Here is a 14866-nt window from a genome sequence, read left to right on the forward strand (position 1 = left end):
ACTAGGCGTCGAGATCCGTTCCGAGTTGGCTGAGACGCGCTGGCAAAAGGCCTATGGTCGCCGCTGTGGCGTTGGCGAAGGCAAAGCGCAGATAATCGTCCTGCCCCGGCCCGAAATAGCTGCCCGGCACAGTGACGACGCCGGCTCGTCTCGCCAGTTCCTCGGCGACGCGAGCCGATGCTACGCCGGCAAAGGGGTGGCGGACGAAGGCGAAGTAAGCGCCGACAGCGCCGATCTCCCAGCCCTCGACCTCGGCAATGGCCGCCTTGAGAGCCTCGGCGCGGAGGGCGATCTCGGCCCTGTTCGCCTCGCGCCATGCGGCGAGCTTTGGCAGCGCCTCCGCGACGGCAATCTGGCCGACACGCGGCGCGCAGATCTGCAGATTGTCCATGATCTTGGCGATTTCCGTGATCACGGCCGGGCTCGCCGTCACGGCGCCCAGCCTGTAGCCGGGCACGCAAAAACTCTTCGAGAAGGAATAAAGCGAGATCAGCCCGTCGCCCCAGCCGGACCGGAGGAAGAGATCATGCGGCCGCTTCGCCTCGGAGGGCAGAAAGTCGCGATAGGTCTCGTCAAGGATCAGCCAGATGCCACGCCGGCGGCAGAGTTCGAGCAGATCGGCCAACAGGTCGGGCGGATAGACGGCGCCGGTCGGGTTGTTGGGAGACACGATGGCAAAGGCCCGTACGTCGGGTGTGATCGCAGCTTCGAGTGACTCAAGGCTCGGTAGAAAGCCGCTGTCCGCTGGGCAGTCGACAAGACCGATGCCGACGCCGAACATGCGCAGCGACGTCTCGTGATTGAAATAGAACGGATTGGACAGCAACACCCGGCTGCCCGGTTCGGCGACAGCCAGCGCGGCGCAGATGAAGGCCTGATTGCATCCGGCGGTGATGTGGATGTTGTCGGCGGCGATGGCCGCGCCGTAGAGCGCGCTTTCATCGGCGGCAAGCGCCTCGCGCAGGGCGCGATCGCCCTCGATCGGACCATAGGCGGCGGTTGATGGATCGGCCGCCGCTGCCATCAAGAGAGCGATCAGGTCGGGATGCGGCGGATAACCCGGTACCGCCTGCGACAAATCGACTGTCGGGCCGAAGCTGCCATTATAGGCACGCGCCCAGGCCTGGACGGACGGAATGGGCGGCGGGGCGAGATCGGCAACGAGCGGGTTAAGGCGCGGCATATCGGTATCCTAGGGCGGCGCGGTTCAAGGGTCGGGCGAAGAATCAACGGGCGGGCGTGGCGATGAGCGCGGCGACAGCCTCGGTTCGGGCAGTGCGTCGGCATCAAGGGTTGCAAACAGCCAATCAACGAAGGCTTTGACGATTGGAGCCGAACGCATCTCGTTGCGACACGCGACGAAGAAACTGTCATTGGCCGTCACCGAGAGGTCGAAGGGCACGACGAGATCGCCATCGGCGATCAGCCGGGCTGCGGTGATCGTGTCACCTACGGCAACGCCCTGTCCGTGCACCGCCGCTTCAGTGGAAAGGCGGGCATCGCCGAGAAAATGCTGGCGGCCGCGCGGCAGGTCAGCGGCATCGGCAGCACTCAACCATGTCGTCCACTCGTTACCCCTATCCCCGTGCAGCAGCGTGTGGTGACGCAGATCGCGCACCGTGCGGAGTGGCCGGCTGGCGATCAGGCTGGGGGACACCACCGGAAACAGGCGAAGCGGACTCCAGAGACGGCTCCAGCACCCGCTGACGCTGCCGCTTCCATAGAGGACGACGAGGTCGACCTCGGGGTCGCCCACCCGCGCTGGGTCATTGCCGGCCGAAAGATCGAGCGTAATGCCTGGATAAGCGTCGGTGAATCCGTGAAGGCGCGGCAGCAGCCAGAACGATAACAGGCCGGCAACGCACATCACGGTGAGCGTACCGCTCGCCTCCGGCCGTTGTAGCCGTGCCGTTGCCGCCGCGATATCGCCAAAGGCCTGAGCGACGGCCGGCAGCAGCAGGGCGCCCTGGGCCGTCAGTTTCATTCGCCGACTGCCGCGCTCGAACAGCGAGGAGCCGAGGGTTGCCTCCAGCATGCGAATCTGATGGCTGACGGCACCGTGGGTCACGCCGAGCTCGCGCGCTGCTGCCGACACCGAACCGCGACGGGCGGTCGCTTCGAAGGCGCGCAGCGAGTTGAGCGGCGGCAGCCGGCTGGGAATTCCCTGTTCGCCCATCGAATCCATCTGTGAGAAAAATTCACCTGTTTGGATAAATCAATGTGAATTGCATTTCAAATGGATTTGCCCTTTGATTGGGCAAACAAGGAGCAGGCATAGCTCCGGGGAACAGGTCACATTGGCTGGCAGACCTCCGCCGCCACGATATCAACCGTTCGCAACGCCAGAAATGGCGGTGTGGCGGGCTGGAGATTGAACGCCTATGGTTTGGGATGCCGAGCGTTTGGATGCCCTGCGCAAGAGGTACACGGGCAAGCCGGGCGAGACCTACGATCCTCGCTATGCGCGCGTCGCCGCTCGTATTTTCAAAGGCGGCACCCGTGCTGCTCCATTCGCGGGCATGCCCACTTTACTGTCGGCTACGGCTCGTGTCGTCGATTGGAACGCGCCAGATTTCTCAGGTCTCGACGTCGCCCTTCTCGGCATGCCGATGGATCTCGGCGTCACCAACCGCCCCGGTTCGCGTTTCGGGCCGAGGGCGCTCAGGGCGATCGAGCGCATCGGGCCCTATAACGAAGTCCTCGACACCGCGCCGATCCACGACATCTCCGTCGCCGATATTGGCGACGTGCCATTCCGAGGCCGGTTTCGCCTCGAGCAGAGCCATGAAGATATCGAACGGGCGATAGCCGCCATCGTGGCCGCCGGCGTTCTGCCGCTGTCGGTTGGCGGCGATCATTCAATCACCCATCCGATCCTGCGTGCCATCGGCGCCAAGGCGCCGGTCGGCCTCATCCACATCGACGCCCATTCCGACACCGGCGCCCCCTTCGACGACACCAAGTTCCATCACGGCGGTCCATTCCGCAATGCGGTGCTCGATGGTGTGCTCGACCCCACCCGCACCATCCAGATCGGCATTCGCGGCTCGTCGGAATACCTCTGGGAATTCTCGCGCGATAGCGGCATGACGGTGATCGACGCCAGGGAGATTTCTGCCCTCAGCATCCCTGCCATCATCGACAAAGCGCGGCAGGTCGTGGGGGATGGTCCGACCTACCTGTCCTTCGACATCGATAGTCTCGACCCGGCTTTCGCGCCAGGAACAGGTACACCGGAGGTCGGCGGCCTCACCAGCCGCGAGGCACTGGCACTCGTCCGTGGGCTCAAGGGGCTCAATCTCGTCGGTGGCGATGTCGTCGAGGTCGCCCCGCAATATGACGCGACGACCAATACCGCCCAGATCGGCGCGCAAATGTTGTTCGAGATCCTGAGCCTGATGGTGTTCAGCCCGGTGCTGAAAAAGAGTAAATAAAACCTAAACAGGGGAACCGGCCGCTGATGCCGAACGGCAACGGCCAGACAAAAGGGGACCAAGAGATGACCAAGCTCACCGACATATCCGTCAGCCGCCGCGCTTTGCTCGCTGCCGGCGCCACGGGAGCCGCCGTGCTCGCCATGCCCAATGTGCTGCGCGCCCAGGACCGCACGCTCAAGGTCGGCGCCTATGGCGGCTACTTCAAGGATTCGTTCGACAAGAACGTCTTCCCCGAGTTCACAAAGGCCACCGGCATCGCCGTGGAATCGGTGGCCGAGCCGACCGGCGAAGCTTGGCTCGTCCAGCTTCAGCAGGCGGCCAATGCCGGCGAGGCGCCGGCCGACGTGTCGATGATCTCGCAGACGTCGATGCTCAAGGGCCAGGCGACCGAGCTTTGGGCGCCGCTCGACGCCGCCAAGATCAAGAACATCGACGCCTTGATCCCAACCTTCATCAATAAGTATCCCGACGGCCGCATTGCCGGTATCGGTGCCGTCGCCTGGTACGTGACGCTGGTGTCCAACACCGACGTCTACAAGGAAGCCCCGACCTCCTGGGCCTTCCTGTGGGACAAGTCCAACGCCGACAAGCTCGGTCTGATGGCGCTGGTCTCCAATTCGTTCCTTCTGGAAGTGACGGCCAAGACCTTCTTCGGGGGCACCAAGGCGCTCGATACCGAGGAGGGAATCCTCAAGGCGTTCGACAAGCTGGCCGAACTCAAGGGCAACGTCCGTCTGTGGTACCGCGACGAGGCGCAGTTCGAGCAGGCGCTGAAGTCGGGCGAGATCCCGATGGGCCAATATTATCATGACGTGACGGGCCTCGCGATTGCCGACGGCTTCCATGTCCGCTCCACCTTCCCGAAAGAGGGCGGCATTCTCGATTCCGGTTGCTGGGCGCTGTCCAAGGCGTCGAAGAAGGTCGAGGAGGCGCATCTCTTCATCGACTTCATGAGCCAGCCGTCGATCCAGGCGCTGGTGACGCGCAAGGTCGGCACCGCGCCCACCGTCAAGCGCTCGCTCACCGACCTCACGGATGCCGAATTCGCCGCGGCGTCGTCGGAGATCGAGCCGATCATCCCGCGCTACGACATGCAGGTGCAGAAGGCCGACTGGCTGAGTGAGAAGTGGACCGAGCTGATCGTCGGCTGATCGGTCCATCACATCCGGCGTCCCGCCCTCGCGCGGGACGTCCTTTTTCTTGTCACGGAACTCCTCATGTCGGGACTGGTACTCAAGGGCGTCAGCCGGGACTTCGGTCCGGTCAAGGCTGTGAAGGACGTCGATCTCGAGGTGCCCAACGGCCGCTTCGTCTGCCTGCTCGGGCCGTCTGGCTGCGGCAAGACGACGTTGCTCCGGATGATCGCCGGCCTCGATGCGCCAACGACCGGCACCATCTCGATCGACGGCGAAGACATCACCCACCAGCCGACCCACCAGCGCAACCTCGGCATGGTGTTCCAATCGCTGGCGCTGTTTCCGCACCTGACCGTCGGTGGCAACATCGCCTATGCCCTCCGGATCCGTGGTCTCTCCAAGGAAGAGCAGGCCCGCCGCGTCGAGGAACTGCTCGCCCTCGTCCATCTGCCGGGCTATGCCGACCGCGCCGTCGCCAAGCTGTCGGGCGGCCAGCGTCAGCGCGTCGCCATCGCCCGGGCACTCGCCGTCAGTCCCCGCCTGTTCCTGCTCGACGAGCCGCTGTCTGCGCTCGATGCCAAGCTGCGTGAGGCAATGCAGGTCGAGCTCCGCCAATTGCAACAGCAGCTCGGCATCACCACCATCGTCGTCACCCACGATCAGCGCGAAGCGATGACCATGGCCGACACGGTCATCGTCATGAAAGGCGGCGAGATCCGTCAGGCGGCATCGCCTGTCGAGATCTACCGCAAGCCTGCCGACACCTTCGTTGCCGATTTCATCGGTTCGACCAACCTGATCGATATCATTCGCGACGGCGACCGCACCGTGCTGCTCGGTCGCTCCTCTGCGGTCGCGCTGCCCTATGGTGTTTCGAAAGCCACGTTGTCGGTGCGGCCGGAGGATATCGAACTGGCGGCGCCCTCTCCCGACTTGCCGGAGGCCAAGATCACCTTCGTGCGCGATCTCGGCGGCGCCATCGAGTTCTTCCTCGACGCTAGCGGCACGCAGGTGGTTGCCGTCACTAGCCCTCGCGCCCGGCCTCAGGTCACGGTCGGCGACCGCGTCGGCCTCCGCCTCGATCCCGCCCATTCCGTGGTGCTCACCCGATGAGACGCGAACCGGCCCGTGGGCTCGTCCAGCATCTGCCGGTGATCTTTCCCGGCCTGATGCTGACGATCTTCTTCATCGTGCCCTTCGGCACCATGGTGGCGGTCAGCTTCTTCCGCCGTCAGCAGGGCGGCTTTTATGTGCCGGACTTCGTGCTGGCCAACTACGCCCGCTTCCTGACGCCGTTCTTCGGCAACGTCCTCGTCTTTTCGCTCTATCTCGCCATTGCCGTGGCCGTGGTGTCGCTGGTCATTGCCGTGCCCTTCACCTATCTGATCGCCCGTTCGCGCCGGCAGACGCAGGTGATCTGGTTGGTGGCGCTTCTCTCCATTCTGTCGCTGTCGGAAGTGATCATCGGCTTTGCCTGGTCGACGCTTCTGTCGCGCACCGCCGGCATTACCAACCTGCTTGTCTGGCTGGGCTTGATGGGAGCACCCCAGGCGCTGGTGCCGAGCTTCGAGGCCGTGCTCACCGGCATGGTCTATCAGGCGATGCCCTATGCCGTGCTGGTTCTCTATCCGTCCATGGTCCGCCTCGACCCGACCTTGACCGAGGCGGCGCGCACGCTGGGCGCATCGCCGCTCAAGGCGTTCTTCACTGTGGTCCTGCCGGCGCTCCGGACGACGCTGATCGCCACGTTGATCATGGCCTTCATCTTCGCGCTCGGCTCCTACCTGCTGCCGCAGATCCTGGGACGGCCGAGCCACTGGACGCTGTCGGTGCTGATCACCGACCAAGCGCTTTACCAATCGAACATGCCATTCGCGGCCGCCATGGCCGTGTTTCTGGTGCTGGTGTCGCTGGCGCTCGTGGCGCTGACGATGTTCGCCGGCAAGAAGCTGGAGGCTTGAGATGGAGCGCTTCCTGTCCCGCCTCTATCTCGCGCTGGTCGGCATCTTCCTCGCCGCGCCCATCGTCGTGGTCACCGGCGTTTCCTTCAACGAAAAGCAAAACCTCGCTTTCCCGCCGCAGGGCTTTTCGCTGCACTGGTTCGCCCAGATCTTCAGCGATCCCGAGTGGCTCAGGGCACTGATCGCCTCGGTGCTGCTCGCCGTCACGTCGGCGGCGCTGGCGGTCGTCATAGCCCTGCCACTCGCCTGGTTCCTGTGGCGGCGCATCGCGCCTTGGGCGCAGGTGTTCCAGTTGCTCGGCGTCGCGCCCTTCACGCTGCCGCCGGTGATTACTGCGCTCGGCTTTCTTACCTTCTGGGCCACGTCCGGCTTCTACGGTCAGCCGTGGACGGCGGTGATTGCCCACGCCATCTTCTTCGTGACGCTGCCGCTCGTCACGCTGACGCTCGGCTTTTCGTCGATCGACCGCTCGCTGACCGAGGCGGCCGCCACCATGGGCGCCGACGATCGCACGGTGTTCCGCACCGTCGTGCTGCCGCTAATCTTGCCCTATGTCGTCTCCGGCTATGCCTTCGCCTTCGTGCTGTCGCTCAACGAATACATCGTCGCCTACATGACCATAGGCTTCGTGCGCGAGACGCTGCCGATCAAGGTGTTCAACGCGCTGCGCTATGGCTATACGCCGACCATGGCGGCGGTGTCGGTGCTGTTCGTGGCGGTGACGGCGGCTGTGTTCGGCCTGATCGCCCGCTTCGGCGACCTGCCGCGCCTGATGGGCGCCATGTCCACCAAGGACTGACGCATCCGCCCCAAAAGTTGCAGACTTTTGGAATCTAGCGGATGCGCGAGGAAGTCCGACCCTAGATGACCTTGCCGGGATTGAGCAGACCATGCGGATCGAGCGCCGCCTTGAGGCGCTGCATCAGCGCGATTTCCGCCTTCGAACGGCTATGGCCCAACCAGCCTCGCTTCAGCGCACCGATGCCATGCTCGGCCGACACCGAGCCCGAGAAGCTCCGCGTCACGCCATAAACAACGCTTTCCACCGCGTGGTGGCCGGCCGGGCCGGGCTCGGGCACCGACGCCATGACGTGGATGTTGCCGTCGGCGGCATGACCGAAGAAGACGGCTCGGCTCGTCGGCAGCTCCTGTGCGAGGACCGATCGACAGGCCTCGACAAAGCGGCCGACCTCGCCGGGCGGCAGGCCGACGTCGAAACTCTCATGCTCGCCCAGCACCGGCTCGATCTCGGCGGAAGCGTCGCGGATCGACCAGAAGGCCTCCATGTCGGCCAGCGACTGCGCCAGCATGGCGTCTTCGACGAGACCAGCTTCGAAGATGCCCTCGAGAAAGGCCTCGAAGGCCGCGCCGTCGCGCGCCGCTTCCCGGCCGTGACCCTCGATTAGGAGATAGAGACCATGCTTGTCGGCGAAAGGATCGCGGCGACCGGAGACGTTTTCGGTCACCATGGTCCAGTAATCCGGCCACATCACCTCGAAGGCCGAGAGCGTGGGGCCGAGATCGGCGTGGGCACTGGCCAGAATATCGGCAGCTGCCTCGAAATCGCGAACGGCGACCAGCGCCAGTCCGGTCCAGCGCGGCAGCGGCTGAAGCGCGAAGACCACCCGCGTCACCACGCCGAATAGGCCCTCCGAGCCGGCAAACAATTGCTTGAGGTCGGGACCGGCATTGTTCTTCAGCATCTTGTTGAGCGAGCCGATCACTGTGCCGTCGACCAGCACCGCCTCAAGGCCGAGCACGGAAACGCGCGTCATGCCGTAGCGTAGCACCCGATTACCACCGGCGTTCGTTGAGACAATGCCGCCCGCCGTTGCCGTGCCACGGGCGCCGAAATCCACCGGAAACAGCAAACCTTCTGCCTCGGCCGCCCGCTGCATGGTCTCAAGCGGCGTGCCGGCGCGCGCCGTCAGCGTCATGGCGCGACTGTCGATCTCCTCGATGCCGGTCAGGCGCTCGAGCGACAGCGCCAGGGAGCCGGGCGCTGGTGTCGCGCCCCCGCAGAGGCCGGTGAGGCCGCCTTGGGTCGTGATGGTGAGATGATGACGGGATGCGATGGCCAGCGCCTCCGAGACCTCCTCCGTCGAGGCCGGGCGCAGAACGGCAAGTGGCTTTTGCGGTGGCTGTACCGATGAGTCCGCGTGGTTGCGGGCGGGGATGTCGGCGCCCACAAGAAAACCGGCCGGGCCGAGCACTGCCCGCAGCTCCGAAAATGCCCGTTCGCTCATGGTGCCGCCCCGTCGTTTGCTGAGGGCCGGCATACCATGTACGCCGACCATAGTGACAGGCGGATTGGGACTGGCTCAGGAATAAACGCGCACGAAGTGGTCCGGCTGATGCTCGACCAGACGACCACCGAACCGAGCGGTATCCTTTACCAAGCCGAGATCCTTGAGCTCCGCGTCGCTCCAGCGCTCATGCAGGTGCGGCACGGCATTGAGCAGCGAGCGGGTGTAGGCGTGTTGCGGATCGCCGAACACCCGATCGGTGGCCCCCATTTCGACGATGGATCCCTTCTGAAGGATGATGATCCGGTCGGAGATATAGTTGCCGAGAGCGAGATCGTGGGTGACGAAGATGATCGACAGGCCCTGCCGCTTGAGGTCGCCGAGAAGGTTGAGCACGTCGATGCGCGTCGAAGCATCGAGCATCGAGATAATCTCGTCGGCGACCAGCAGGCGGATGTCGAGAACGAGCGCTCGCGCGATCAGCAGCCGCTGCAGCTGTCCGCCACTCATCTGATGCGGAAACTTGTCGAGGGCGGCGAACTCGAGGCCGACGGCATTGAGCGCGCCGGTGAGCCGGGTTTCCCAGGTAGCAGTGTCGAGATCGGCCAGGAACTCGCGGCGAATGGTGCGGAAGACGCGGCCAACCTTGAAGATCGGATTGAACGAGCTGAAGGGATCCTGGAACACGCCCTGCACGCGGCGATAATAGGATTTCAGGGCGCGTCCCTTCAGCGCCGAGACGTCTTCGCCGTCGAAGGTGATGCGGCCCTCGCTCACTGACGTGAGGCGCAGGATCATCCGGCCGACGGTGGTCTTGCCGGAGCCGCTCTCGCCGATCAGCGACACCACCTCGCCGGGCTTCACCTCGAAGTCGATGTCGTGGATCACCTTCGCCTTCTTGCCACCGAAGGCGCCGGAGCGGAATACCTTGGAGACGTTCTCAACCTTGAGCATGGGCGTCCGCCTTCCAGCAAGCGACCTGATGGCCGGGAGCGATCTCGATGAATGGTGGTTCCTCAACGCACTTGCCGAAGGCCAGCGGACAACGGTCGCGGAAGCGGCAGCCCACCGGTGGCGACAGAAGGGACGGCGGGCGGCCCTTGATGCCCGGCAGGCGCTTGTCCTCGAAGCGAATGCCCACTTCGGGGAGGGAACCCAGCAACAGGCGAGTATAGGGATGCGCCGGCGCCTCGACGATGGTGCGCGTCGGCGCCTTCTCGGCCAGTTTGCCGGCGTACATGATCAGGATGCTGTCGGCGACCTGGGCGAGAATGGCGAGGTCGTGGGTGACGACGATCATCGACTTGACGTAGCCGCGATCGCGGAACTCGACCAGCGCGCCCGCCACCTTCTTCTGCGACGCGACGTCGAGCGCCGAGGTCACTTCGTCGGCGATCAACAGCGACGGGTCGAGCAGCGTCGACAGCACCATGACGACGCGCTGCTTCATGCCGCCGGACAGCTCGATCGGGTACATGCCAAGTACCTCGGGCCCAAGACCCAGCACAGCAAGGCGCCGCTCTAGTTCGGGGCGAAGAGTCGATCCCTTGAGGCCACGGGATGCCAGAAGCTCGTCGATCATCCGGCCGATGCGGCGCGTCGGGTTGAGCGCGCTCATGGCATATTGGGGAACGATCGACACCTTGCGGAAGCGATAGGGGTTCATCGCCCGGTCGTCGGCGATCGGCAGCGTCGTGCCGTCGAGCGTCACCTCGCCGCCGACATACTGCATGCGCTCTTCGAGCCGGATCAGCGCCTTGCCGAGCGTCGACTTGCCGCAACCGGACTCACCGGCGAGGCCCATGATTTCTCCATCGGCGACCGAGAAGCTGACGCCGTCGAGGGCTTTGACGCTGCCGGCCAGCGTCCGGTAGTGGATCTTGAGGTCGGATACCGCCAGCATCTCAGAGCGCCCTCAGCTTGGGATTGAACACCTCGTCGAGGCCGACGTTCATGACGTAGAGCGAGCCGACGATGGCGGTGATGGCAAGGCCCGGCGGCACGAACCACCACCACATGCCGAGTTGCAGCGCGGCGTTCATCACCGAGTAGTTCATCATCAGGCCAAGCGAGATGGAGTCTGTCGGTCCGAGGCCGATGAAGTCCAGCGTCGCGGCGGTGAGAATGGCGCCGCCGAACAGCAGGATGAAGGTCATCACAAGATAGGAGCTCATGTTCGGCGCGATCTCGCCGAAGATGATGCGGAGCGTGCTTTCACCATTGAGCCGGGCCATGCCGACGAAATCGCGCGAGGTCAGGGAGAAGGTCTGGGCGCGGATGGCGCGCGCGGCCCATGGCCATGAGGTCAGCCCGATGAACGCGGCCTCCGTGCCGAGACCTCGCACGCTCAGATAGGCGGCGACGACCAAGAGCACCGCGAAGGTGGGGATGACCAGCACCACGTTGGTCAGCATGTTCAGCACCTCGTCGACGAAGCCGCCGCGATAGCCGGCGAAGAAGCCGATGAACATGCCGATGATGGCGGCCGTGAAGCCGGCGAGCGTGCCGACGATGAAGCTCGAGCGCAGGCCATTGACGAACTGCGAGAAAACATCCTGGCCGAATAGCGTCGTGCCGAACCAATAGTCGGCCGACGGCGGCATGCCGGGCGGTGCATCGAAGGTCATCGGCTCGTGGGTGGCCAGCATGGGGCCAAAAATGGCGCCAAGCAGGAAGATCGTGAAGACGACGGCGCCAATCAGCAGCTTGGTGTTGCGAAGAGCAAAGTAGAGGACCTCGTTGCGTCCGGCCTTGGCGGCAGGAGAGGTCGGAGCGGAACCTGTGGTGCTGGTCATGCCGCATCTCCTTGCAGTCCGACACGGGTACGCGGATCGACGATGACGTAGACGATGTCGACAATCAGATTGGCGAGCAGCACACCGACGATGATGAACAGGAACACGCCCTGAATGACGAAATAGTCCTGGTTCTGGATGCCCGACAGCACCAGCCAGCCGAGGCCGGGGTAGGAGAAGACGATTTCGGTGACCAGTGCGCCGCCGACCACCGCGCCGAGCTGCAGGGCCAGACCGGTGATCTGCGGCAGCATGGCGTTGCGGAAGGCATACTTCCGGACAAGCCGCTGCGGCGCGCCCAGCGCCATCAGGTAGTTGGCGTAGTCGCTCTCCAGCTCGTAGATGATCATGTTGCGCATGCCGATGGCCCAGCCGCCCAGCGCCACCATGAACAGCGAGGCAAATGGCAGAACCCAGTGGTAGAGCAGGCTGCCGAGGAACTGCCAGGACCATTCGACCTTGAGCGACTGATCGTAGCCGAAGGCCAGCGGGAACCAGCCGAGCGTCGAGCCCAGGACCCAGGCGAGCAGGATACCAAGCCACATGTAAGGCGTGGCGGTCAGCAGGTAGCCGAGCGGCAGCACCGAATTGTCCAGCAGCTTGCGTCGCGCCGCCAGCGCACCGACGACATTGCCGACGTACCAGGACAACAGGATCGACGGCAGCAGCAGGCCCAGCGTGTAGGGCAGGGCGCGGCCGATCAGGGTCGTCACCGGCGTCGGGAACAGCATGATCGAGCGGCCGAGATCGCCGTGGAACAGCGCCGACCAGAAATTGAGATATTGCTGCCAAAGCGGCTGATCGAGATTGAAGGCCGCCATGAAATAGGAGGTCAGCGCCGCATTGGCGTCCGGCATCAGCGCGATGCGCGACACCAGCGCGTCGACCGGATTGCCCGGCATGAAGCGCGGAATGGCCCAGTCGATGGTCACCGCGACGATGAAGGTCAGAAGATAGATGAATAGCTTCCGGGCGAGGTAGCGCAGCACGATCGAGGCTCCGGAATAGGAACAAAAGATCCCTGGCGGTCCCCGGACGGCGACGGGCGTCGTCCGGGTCTTCGCAAGCGTGTCGTTTGTCCGGTCAAATGAAAGCGTCTCGGTGGAGAGCCACCGAGACGCTGAAGCAGCAGCTTACTGGCCGGCCGGCTCGAGATGGGTGATCGTGTCGAGGCCGGTCATCTGCAGCCAGCCGCGCCAGGAGATCGGGATGAACTGGCGGTCCGTGCCGTCGGCCGGCCAGTTCTTCCAGGTGGTGGTGCTCATCTGCGCCCAGGCACCGTTGTACCAGAGCGGGATCATCGGCAGCTCTTCCATGAAGGTGACCTGCAGCTTGCCGGTGATTTCCTTCATCTTGTCGATGTCGGTACGCGGCGTCTTGGCCAACTGCACGGTGAGATCCCAGGCTTCCTTGTCCTCGAAGCGCGCAAAGTTGTAGTTGGTCTGCGACGACAGGATCGGTAGCTGGTAGAGGTAGCGATAGTAGGTGTAGGGCGTGTCGCTGAGCGGTTGGGAATTCTCGATCATCAGATCGAAATTGCCGGTATTGCGCTCCGACTGATAGGTATTGAAGTCCGGATACTTCGGCGTGATCTTGATGCCCACCGCCTTGGCGTCGGCCGAGATCATCTGCACCGCCTGCATCCAGTCCGACCAGCCCGAGGGAACCTCGATCTTGAGGTCGATCGGCTCGCCCTTCGGCGTCTGGTAGAAGCCGTCGGCGCCCTTCTTGTAGCCGGCCTTTTTGAGGATCTCGGCCGCCTTCTTCGGATCGTAGCTGAAGCCGTGCTTCTTCACCGCTTCCTTGTCGATATACTTGTCCCAGGCCGGCAGCAGACCCGTCGGGCTGGCGGGCAGCACGACGTTGCCGTAGTCGACCTTGGCGATCTGGTCGGTGTTGATGGAGAAGGCCAGGGCGCGCCGGAAGGCCGCGTCGTCAAGCGGCGCCTTTTTGGTGTTCGGCAGCAGCCAGGAGGTGACCGCCGGCAGCATGTAGGGCGGCTTGTCGTAATAAGTGTGCAGGCCGTAACCGCCGCTGATCAGCGTCGCCACGCCCGGCAGGAAGTTGTTGTTGAGGTCCTGCTTGCCGGAGAGCAGCAGCCCGAGGGCAACGTTGTTCGACGAGTTGACGATATCGATGATGTACTTGGGCTTCGGATCGGGCGAGATGCCGGCCTTCGAGGCCCACCAGCCGTCCGGCGTCTTCTTCCAGACGACGCGCGTGGTCGGATCATAGCCAGCCTTGTCGAACACATAGGGGCCGGTACCGATCGGCTCATCCGGCGTCCAGGACGTGATGTCCTTTTCGTTGGCGTGATCCTTCCACTGGGAAGGCTTCATCATCGGAATATTCCAGGTGGCGTTCGACCAGGCCTGGTAGTTGGGCGTGCCGTCGAAGGTCACCGTCACCGTGTTGCCGGAGGCCTCGACGCTCTTGATGCTCTTGTAGAGGTCGGTCCACCAGATGGTCGGCAGCTTGCCGAGGTCGATGTTCCATTTCACGTCGTCGGCCGTAAAATCGCTGCCGTCGCTCCACTTGATGCCGGAGCGGATGGTCAGCTTATAGACGGTCGGGCTTGTCCATTCGCCCTTCTCGGCCAGCCAGTCGATGTATTTGTCGGCGATCGGGTCGTAGCGGAACAGCGTCTCGTTGACGAGACCGATCAGGCCATTGGCGAAATTGCCGAAATAGGGGTTGAAGCCAACGATGTTGCCCCACTGCGCGCCGCTCATGTAGAGCGTTTCGTTGCGGGGATACTCGCTCGATTGAGCAAATGCCGAGCCAGCGACCGTCGCCATCAGAGCGGCGGCCGATATGACCGTAAAGGTGCGACGATTGATACCGAATGACATCTCGTTCCTCCCTTTCGTGAGCGGCGACAACCTCCCCGCCGCGACCAAAAACGCCCCCAGACGGCCTCAGCCGTGGGTTGCGCAGCTTGCGAGAGGGTCATGGACGATGACAGTCAGGAAAAGGGGAGTACCCAGACGATCCGACCGAACGGCCGATGACGGAACAGCGGCGACTGCTGGTTCCTCTCGCTCCATCCCAAACGGCAAGTCGCTGAAATATCGCGGATATCTCCTCAGTTACGCGCGAAATCACAGTTGGCGGCCTGCCGACGCGCCTTCCGCAGTTGCCTGCGGCATTCATACCTGTAACGTTACAGTAGGCTTACCTAAACATGCAACACGACGCAAGCCTCTGTTCTGTTTCTCACCCAAAGGATGTAGGGTGAGCGATTGGGAGGCGCAGCGCCGCCGGCAACGACCGGAAATTCGCGCTGCGGAA

Annotated in this window: 13 protein-coding genes; 5 read left to right on the forward strand and 8 right to left on the reverse strand. The window is 63.8% G+C overall.

Going from position 1 to position 14866, the window contains the following annotated elements:
- Position 1: 1 nt before the first annotated feature.
- Together G522_RS0103580 and G522_RS25440 are read right to left on the reverse strand one after the other, a co-directional pair.
- The gene (locus tag G522_RS0103580; RefSeq protein WP_026789861.1) at positions 2–1183 is read right to left on the reverse strand and encodes an aminotransferase; all 1182 of its coding nucleotides are present in this window, start codon (positions 1181–1183) and stop codon (positions 2–4) included.
- Positions 1184–1207: 24 nt separating this feature from the next.
- Positions 1208–2161 carry a LysR substrate-binding domain-containing protein gene (locus tag G522_RS25440; RefSeq protein ID WP_084632782.1) on the reverse strand — a complete coding sequence of 318 codons (954 nt, stop codon included), beginning with the start codon at positions 2159–2161 and terminating at the stop codon, positions 1208–1210.
- A 220-nt stretch (positions 2162–2381) separates the two neighbouring features.
- Between G522_RS25440 and speB the strand changes: the two genes are divergently transcribed.
- The 5 genes from speB (at position 2382) to G522_RS0103610 (ending at position 7333) form a co-directional block, all read left to right on the forward strand.
- Positions 2382–3434 (forward strand): agmatinase, encoded by a 1053-nt coding sequence (speB, locus tag G522_RS0103590; protein WP_026789862.1) that lies wholly within the window; start codon positions 2382–2384, stop codon positions 3432–3434.
- 65 nt (positions 3435–3499) lie between these two features.
- Positions 3500–4588, forward strand: coding sequence for an ABC transporter substrate-binding protein (locus tag G522_RS0103595; RefSeq protein WP_026789863.1), 1089 nt, complete (start codon positions 3500–3502; stop codon positions 4586–4588).
- Between the two features lie 66 nt (positions 4589–4654).
- Positions 4655–5686, forward strand: a complete 1032-nt coding sequence (locus G522_RS0103600) for an ABC transporter ATP-binding protein (protein WP_026789864.1) — start codon at positions 4655–4657, stop codon at positions 5684–5686.
- Entirely contained in the window at positions 5683–6534 is an 852-nt protein-coding gene (locus G522_RS0103605) for an ABC transporter permease (RefSeq protein WP_026789865.1), read from the forward strand. Before G522_RS0103600 ends, G522_RS0103605 begins: the two co-directional genes overlap by 4 nt.
- A gap of 1 nt (position 6535) precedes the next feature.
- Positions 6536–7333, forward strand: a complete 798-nt coding sequence (locus tag G522_RS0103610) for an ABC transporter permease (protein WP_026789866.1) — start codon at positions 6536–6538, stop codon at positions 7331–7333.
- A 61-nt stretch (positions 7334–7394) separates the two neighbouring features.
- Here G522_RS0103610 and G522_RS0103615 read toward each other — a convergent pair whose 3' ends face one another.
- The 6 genes from G522_RS0103615 to G522_RS0103640 form a co-directional block, all read right to left on the reverse strand.
- Positions 7395–8780 carry an FAD-binding oxidoreductase gene (locus G522_RS0103615; protein ID WP_026789867.1) on the reverse strand — a complete coding sequence of 462 codons (1386 nt, stop codon included), beginning with the start codon at positions 8778–8780 and terminating at the stop codon, positions 7395–7397.
- 75 nt (positions 8781–8855) lie between these two features.
- Positions 8856–9734, reverse strand: a complete 879-nt coding sequence (locus G522_RS0103620) for an ABC transporter ATP-binding protein (RefSeq protein WP_026789868.1) — start codon at positions 9732–9734, stop codon at positions 8856–8858.
- Complete coding sequence (locus G522_RS0103625; protein ID WP_026789869.1) at positions 9721–10683, reverse strand: ABC transporter ATP-binding protein; 963 nt, start codon at positions 10681–10683, stop codon at positions 9721–9723. The genes G522_RS0103620 and G522_RS0103625 overlap by 14 nt, the downstream gene beginning before the upstream one ends.
- A gap of 1 nt (position 10684) precedes the next feature.
- Complete coding sequence (locus G522_RS0103630) at positions 10685–11575, reverse strand: ABC transporter permease (protein ID WP_026789870.1); 891 nt, start codon at positions 11573–11575, stop codon at positions 10685–10687.
- Positions 11572–12564 (reverse strand): ABC transporter permease, encoded by a 993-nt coding sequence (locus G522_RS0103635; RefSeq protein WP_026789871.1) that lies wholly within the window; start codon positions 12562–12564, stop codon positions 11572–11574. Before G522_RS0103635 ends, G522_RS0103630 begins: the two co-directional genes overlap by 4 nt.
- A 144-nt stretch (positions 12565–12708) precedes the next feature.
- A complete protein-coding gene (locus G522_RS0103640) occupies positions 12709–14427 on the reverse strand; it encodes an ABC transporter substrate-binding protein (protein ID WP_036838003.1) in 1719 nt (572 codons plus the stop codon).
- Positions 14428–14866 lie beyond the last annotated feature (439 nt).

The organism is Pleomorphomonas oryzae DSM 16300, assembly GCF_000422965.1.
GTDB classification, from domain to species: Bacteria; Pseudomonadota; Alphaproteobacteria; order Rhizobiales; family Pleomorphomonadaceae; genus Pleomorphomonas; species Pleomorphomonas oryzae.

Excerpts from the sequence above, each read along its gene's own strand:
- G522_RS0103580 (WP_026789861.1), bottom strand. The coding sequence starts at position 1,183 with ATGCCGCGCCTTAACCCGCTCGTTGCCGATCTCGCCCCGCCGCCCATT.
- speB (WP_026789862.1), top strand. The coding sequence starts at position 2,382 with ATGGTTTGGGATGCCGAGCGTTTGGATGCCCTGCGCAAGAGGTACACG.
- G522_RS0103595 (WP_026789863.1), top strand. The coding sequence starts at position 3,500 with ATGACCAAGCTCACCGACATATCCGTCAGCCGCCGCGCTTTGCTCGCT.
- G522_RS0103600 (WP_026789864.1), top strand. The coding sequence starts at position 4,655 with ATGTCGGGACTGGTACTCAAGGGCGTCAGCCGGGACTTCGGTCCGGTC.
- G522_RS0103605 (WP_026789865.1), top strand. The coding sequence starts at position 5,683 with ATGAGACGCGAACCGGCCCGTGGGCTCGTCCAGCATCTGCCGGTGATC.
- G522_RS0103610 (WP_026789866.1), top strand. The coding sequence starts at position 6,536 with ATGGAGCGCTTCCTGTCCCGCCTCTATCTCGCGCTGGTCGGCATCTTC.
- G522_RS0103615 (WP_026789867.1), bottom strand. The coding sequence starts at position 8,780 with ATGAGCGAACGGGCATTTTCGGAGCTGCGGGCAGTGCTCGGCCCGGCC.
- G522_RS0103620 (WP_026789868.1), bottom strand. The coding sequence starts at position 9,734 with ATGCTCAAGGTTGAGAACGTCTCCAAGGTATTCCGCTCCGGCGCCTTC.
- G522_RS0103625 (WP_026789869.1), bottom strand. The coding sequence starts at position 10,683 with ATGCTGGCGGTATCCGACCTCAAGATCCACTACCGGACGCTGGCCGGC.
- G522_RS0103630 (WP_026789870.1), bottom strand. The coding sequence starts at position 11,575 with ATGACCAGCACCACAGGTTCCGCTCCGACCTCTCCTGCCGCCAAGGCC.
- G522_RS0103640 (WP_036838003.1), bottom strand. The coding sequence starts at position 14,427 with ATGTCATTCGGTATCAATCGTCGCACCTTTACGGTCATATCGGCCGCC.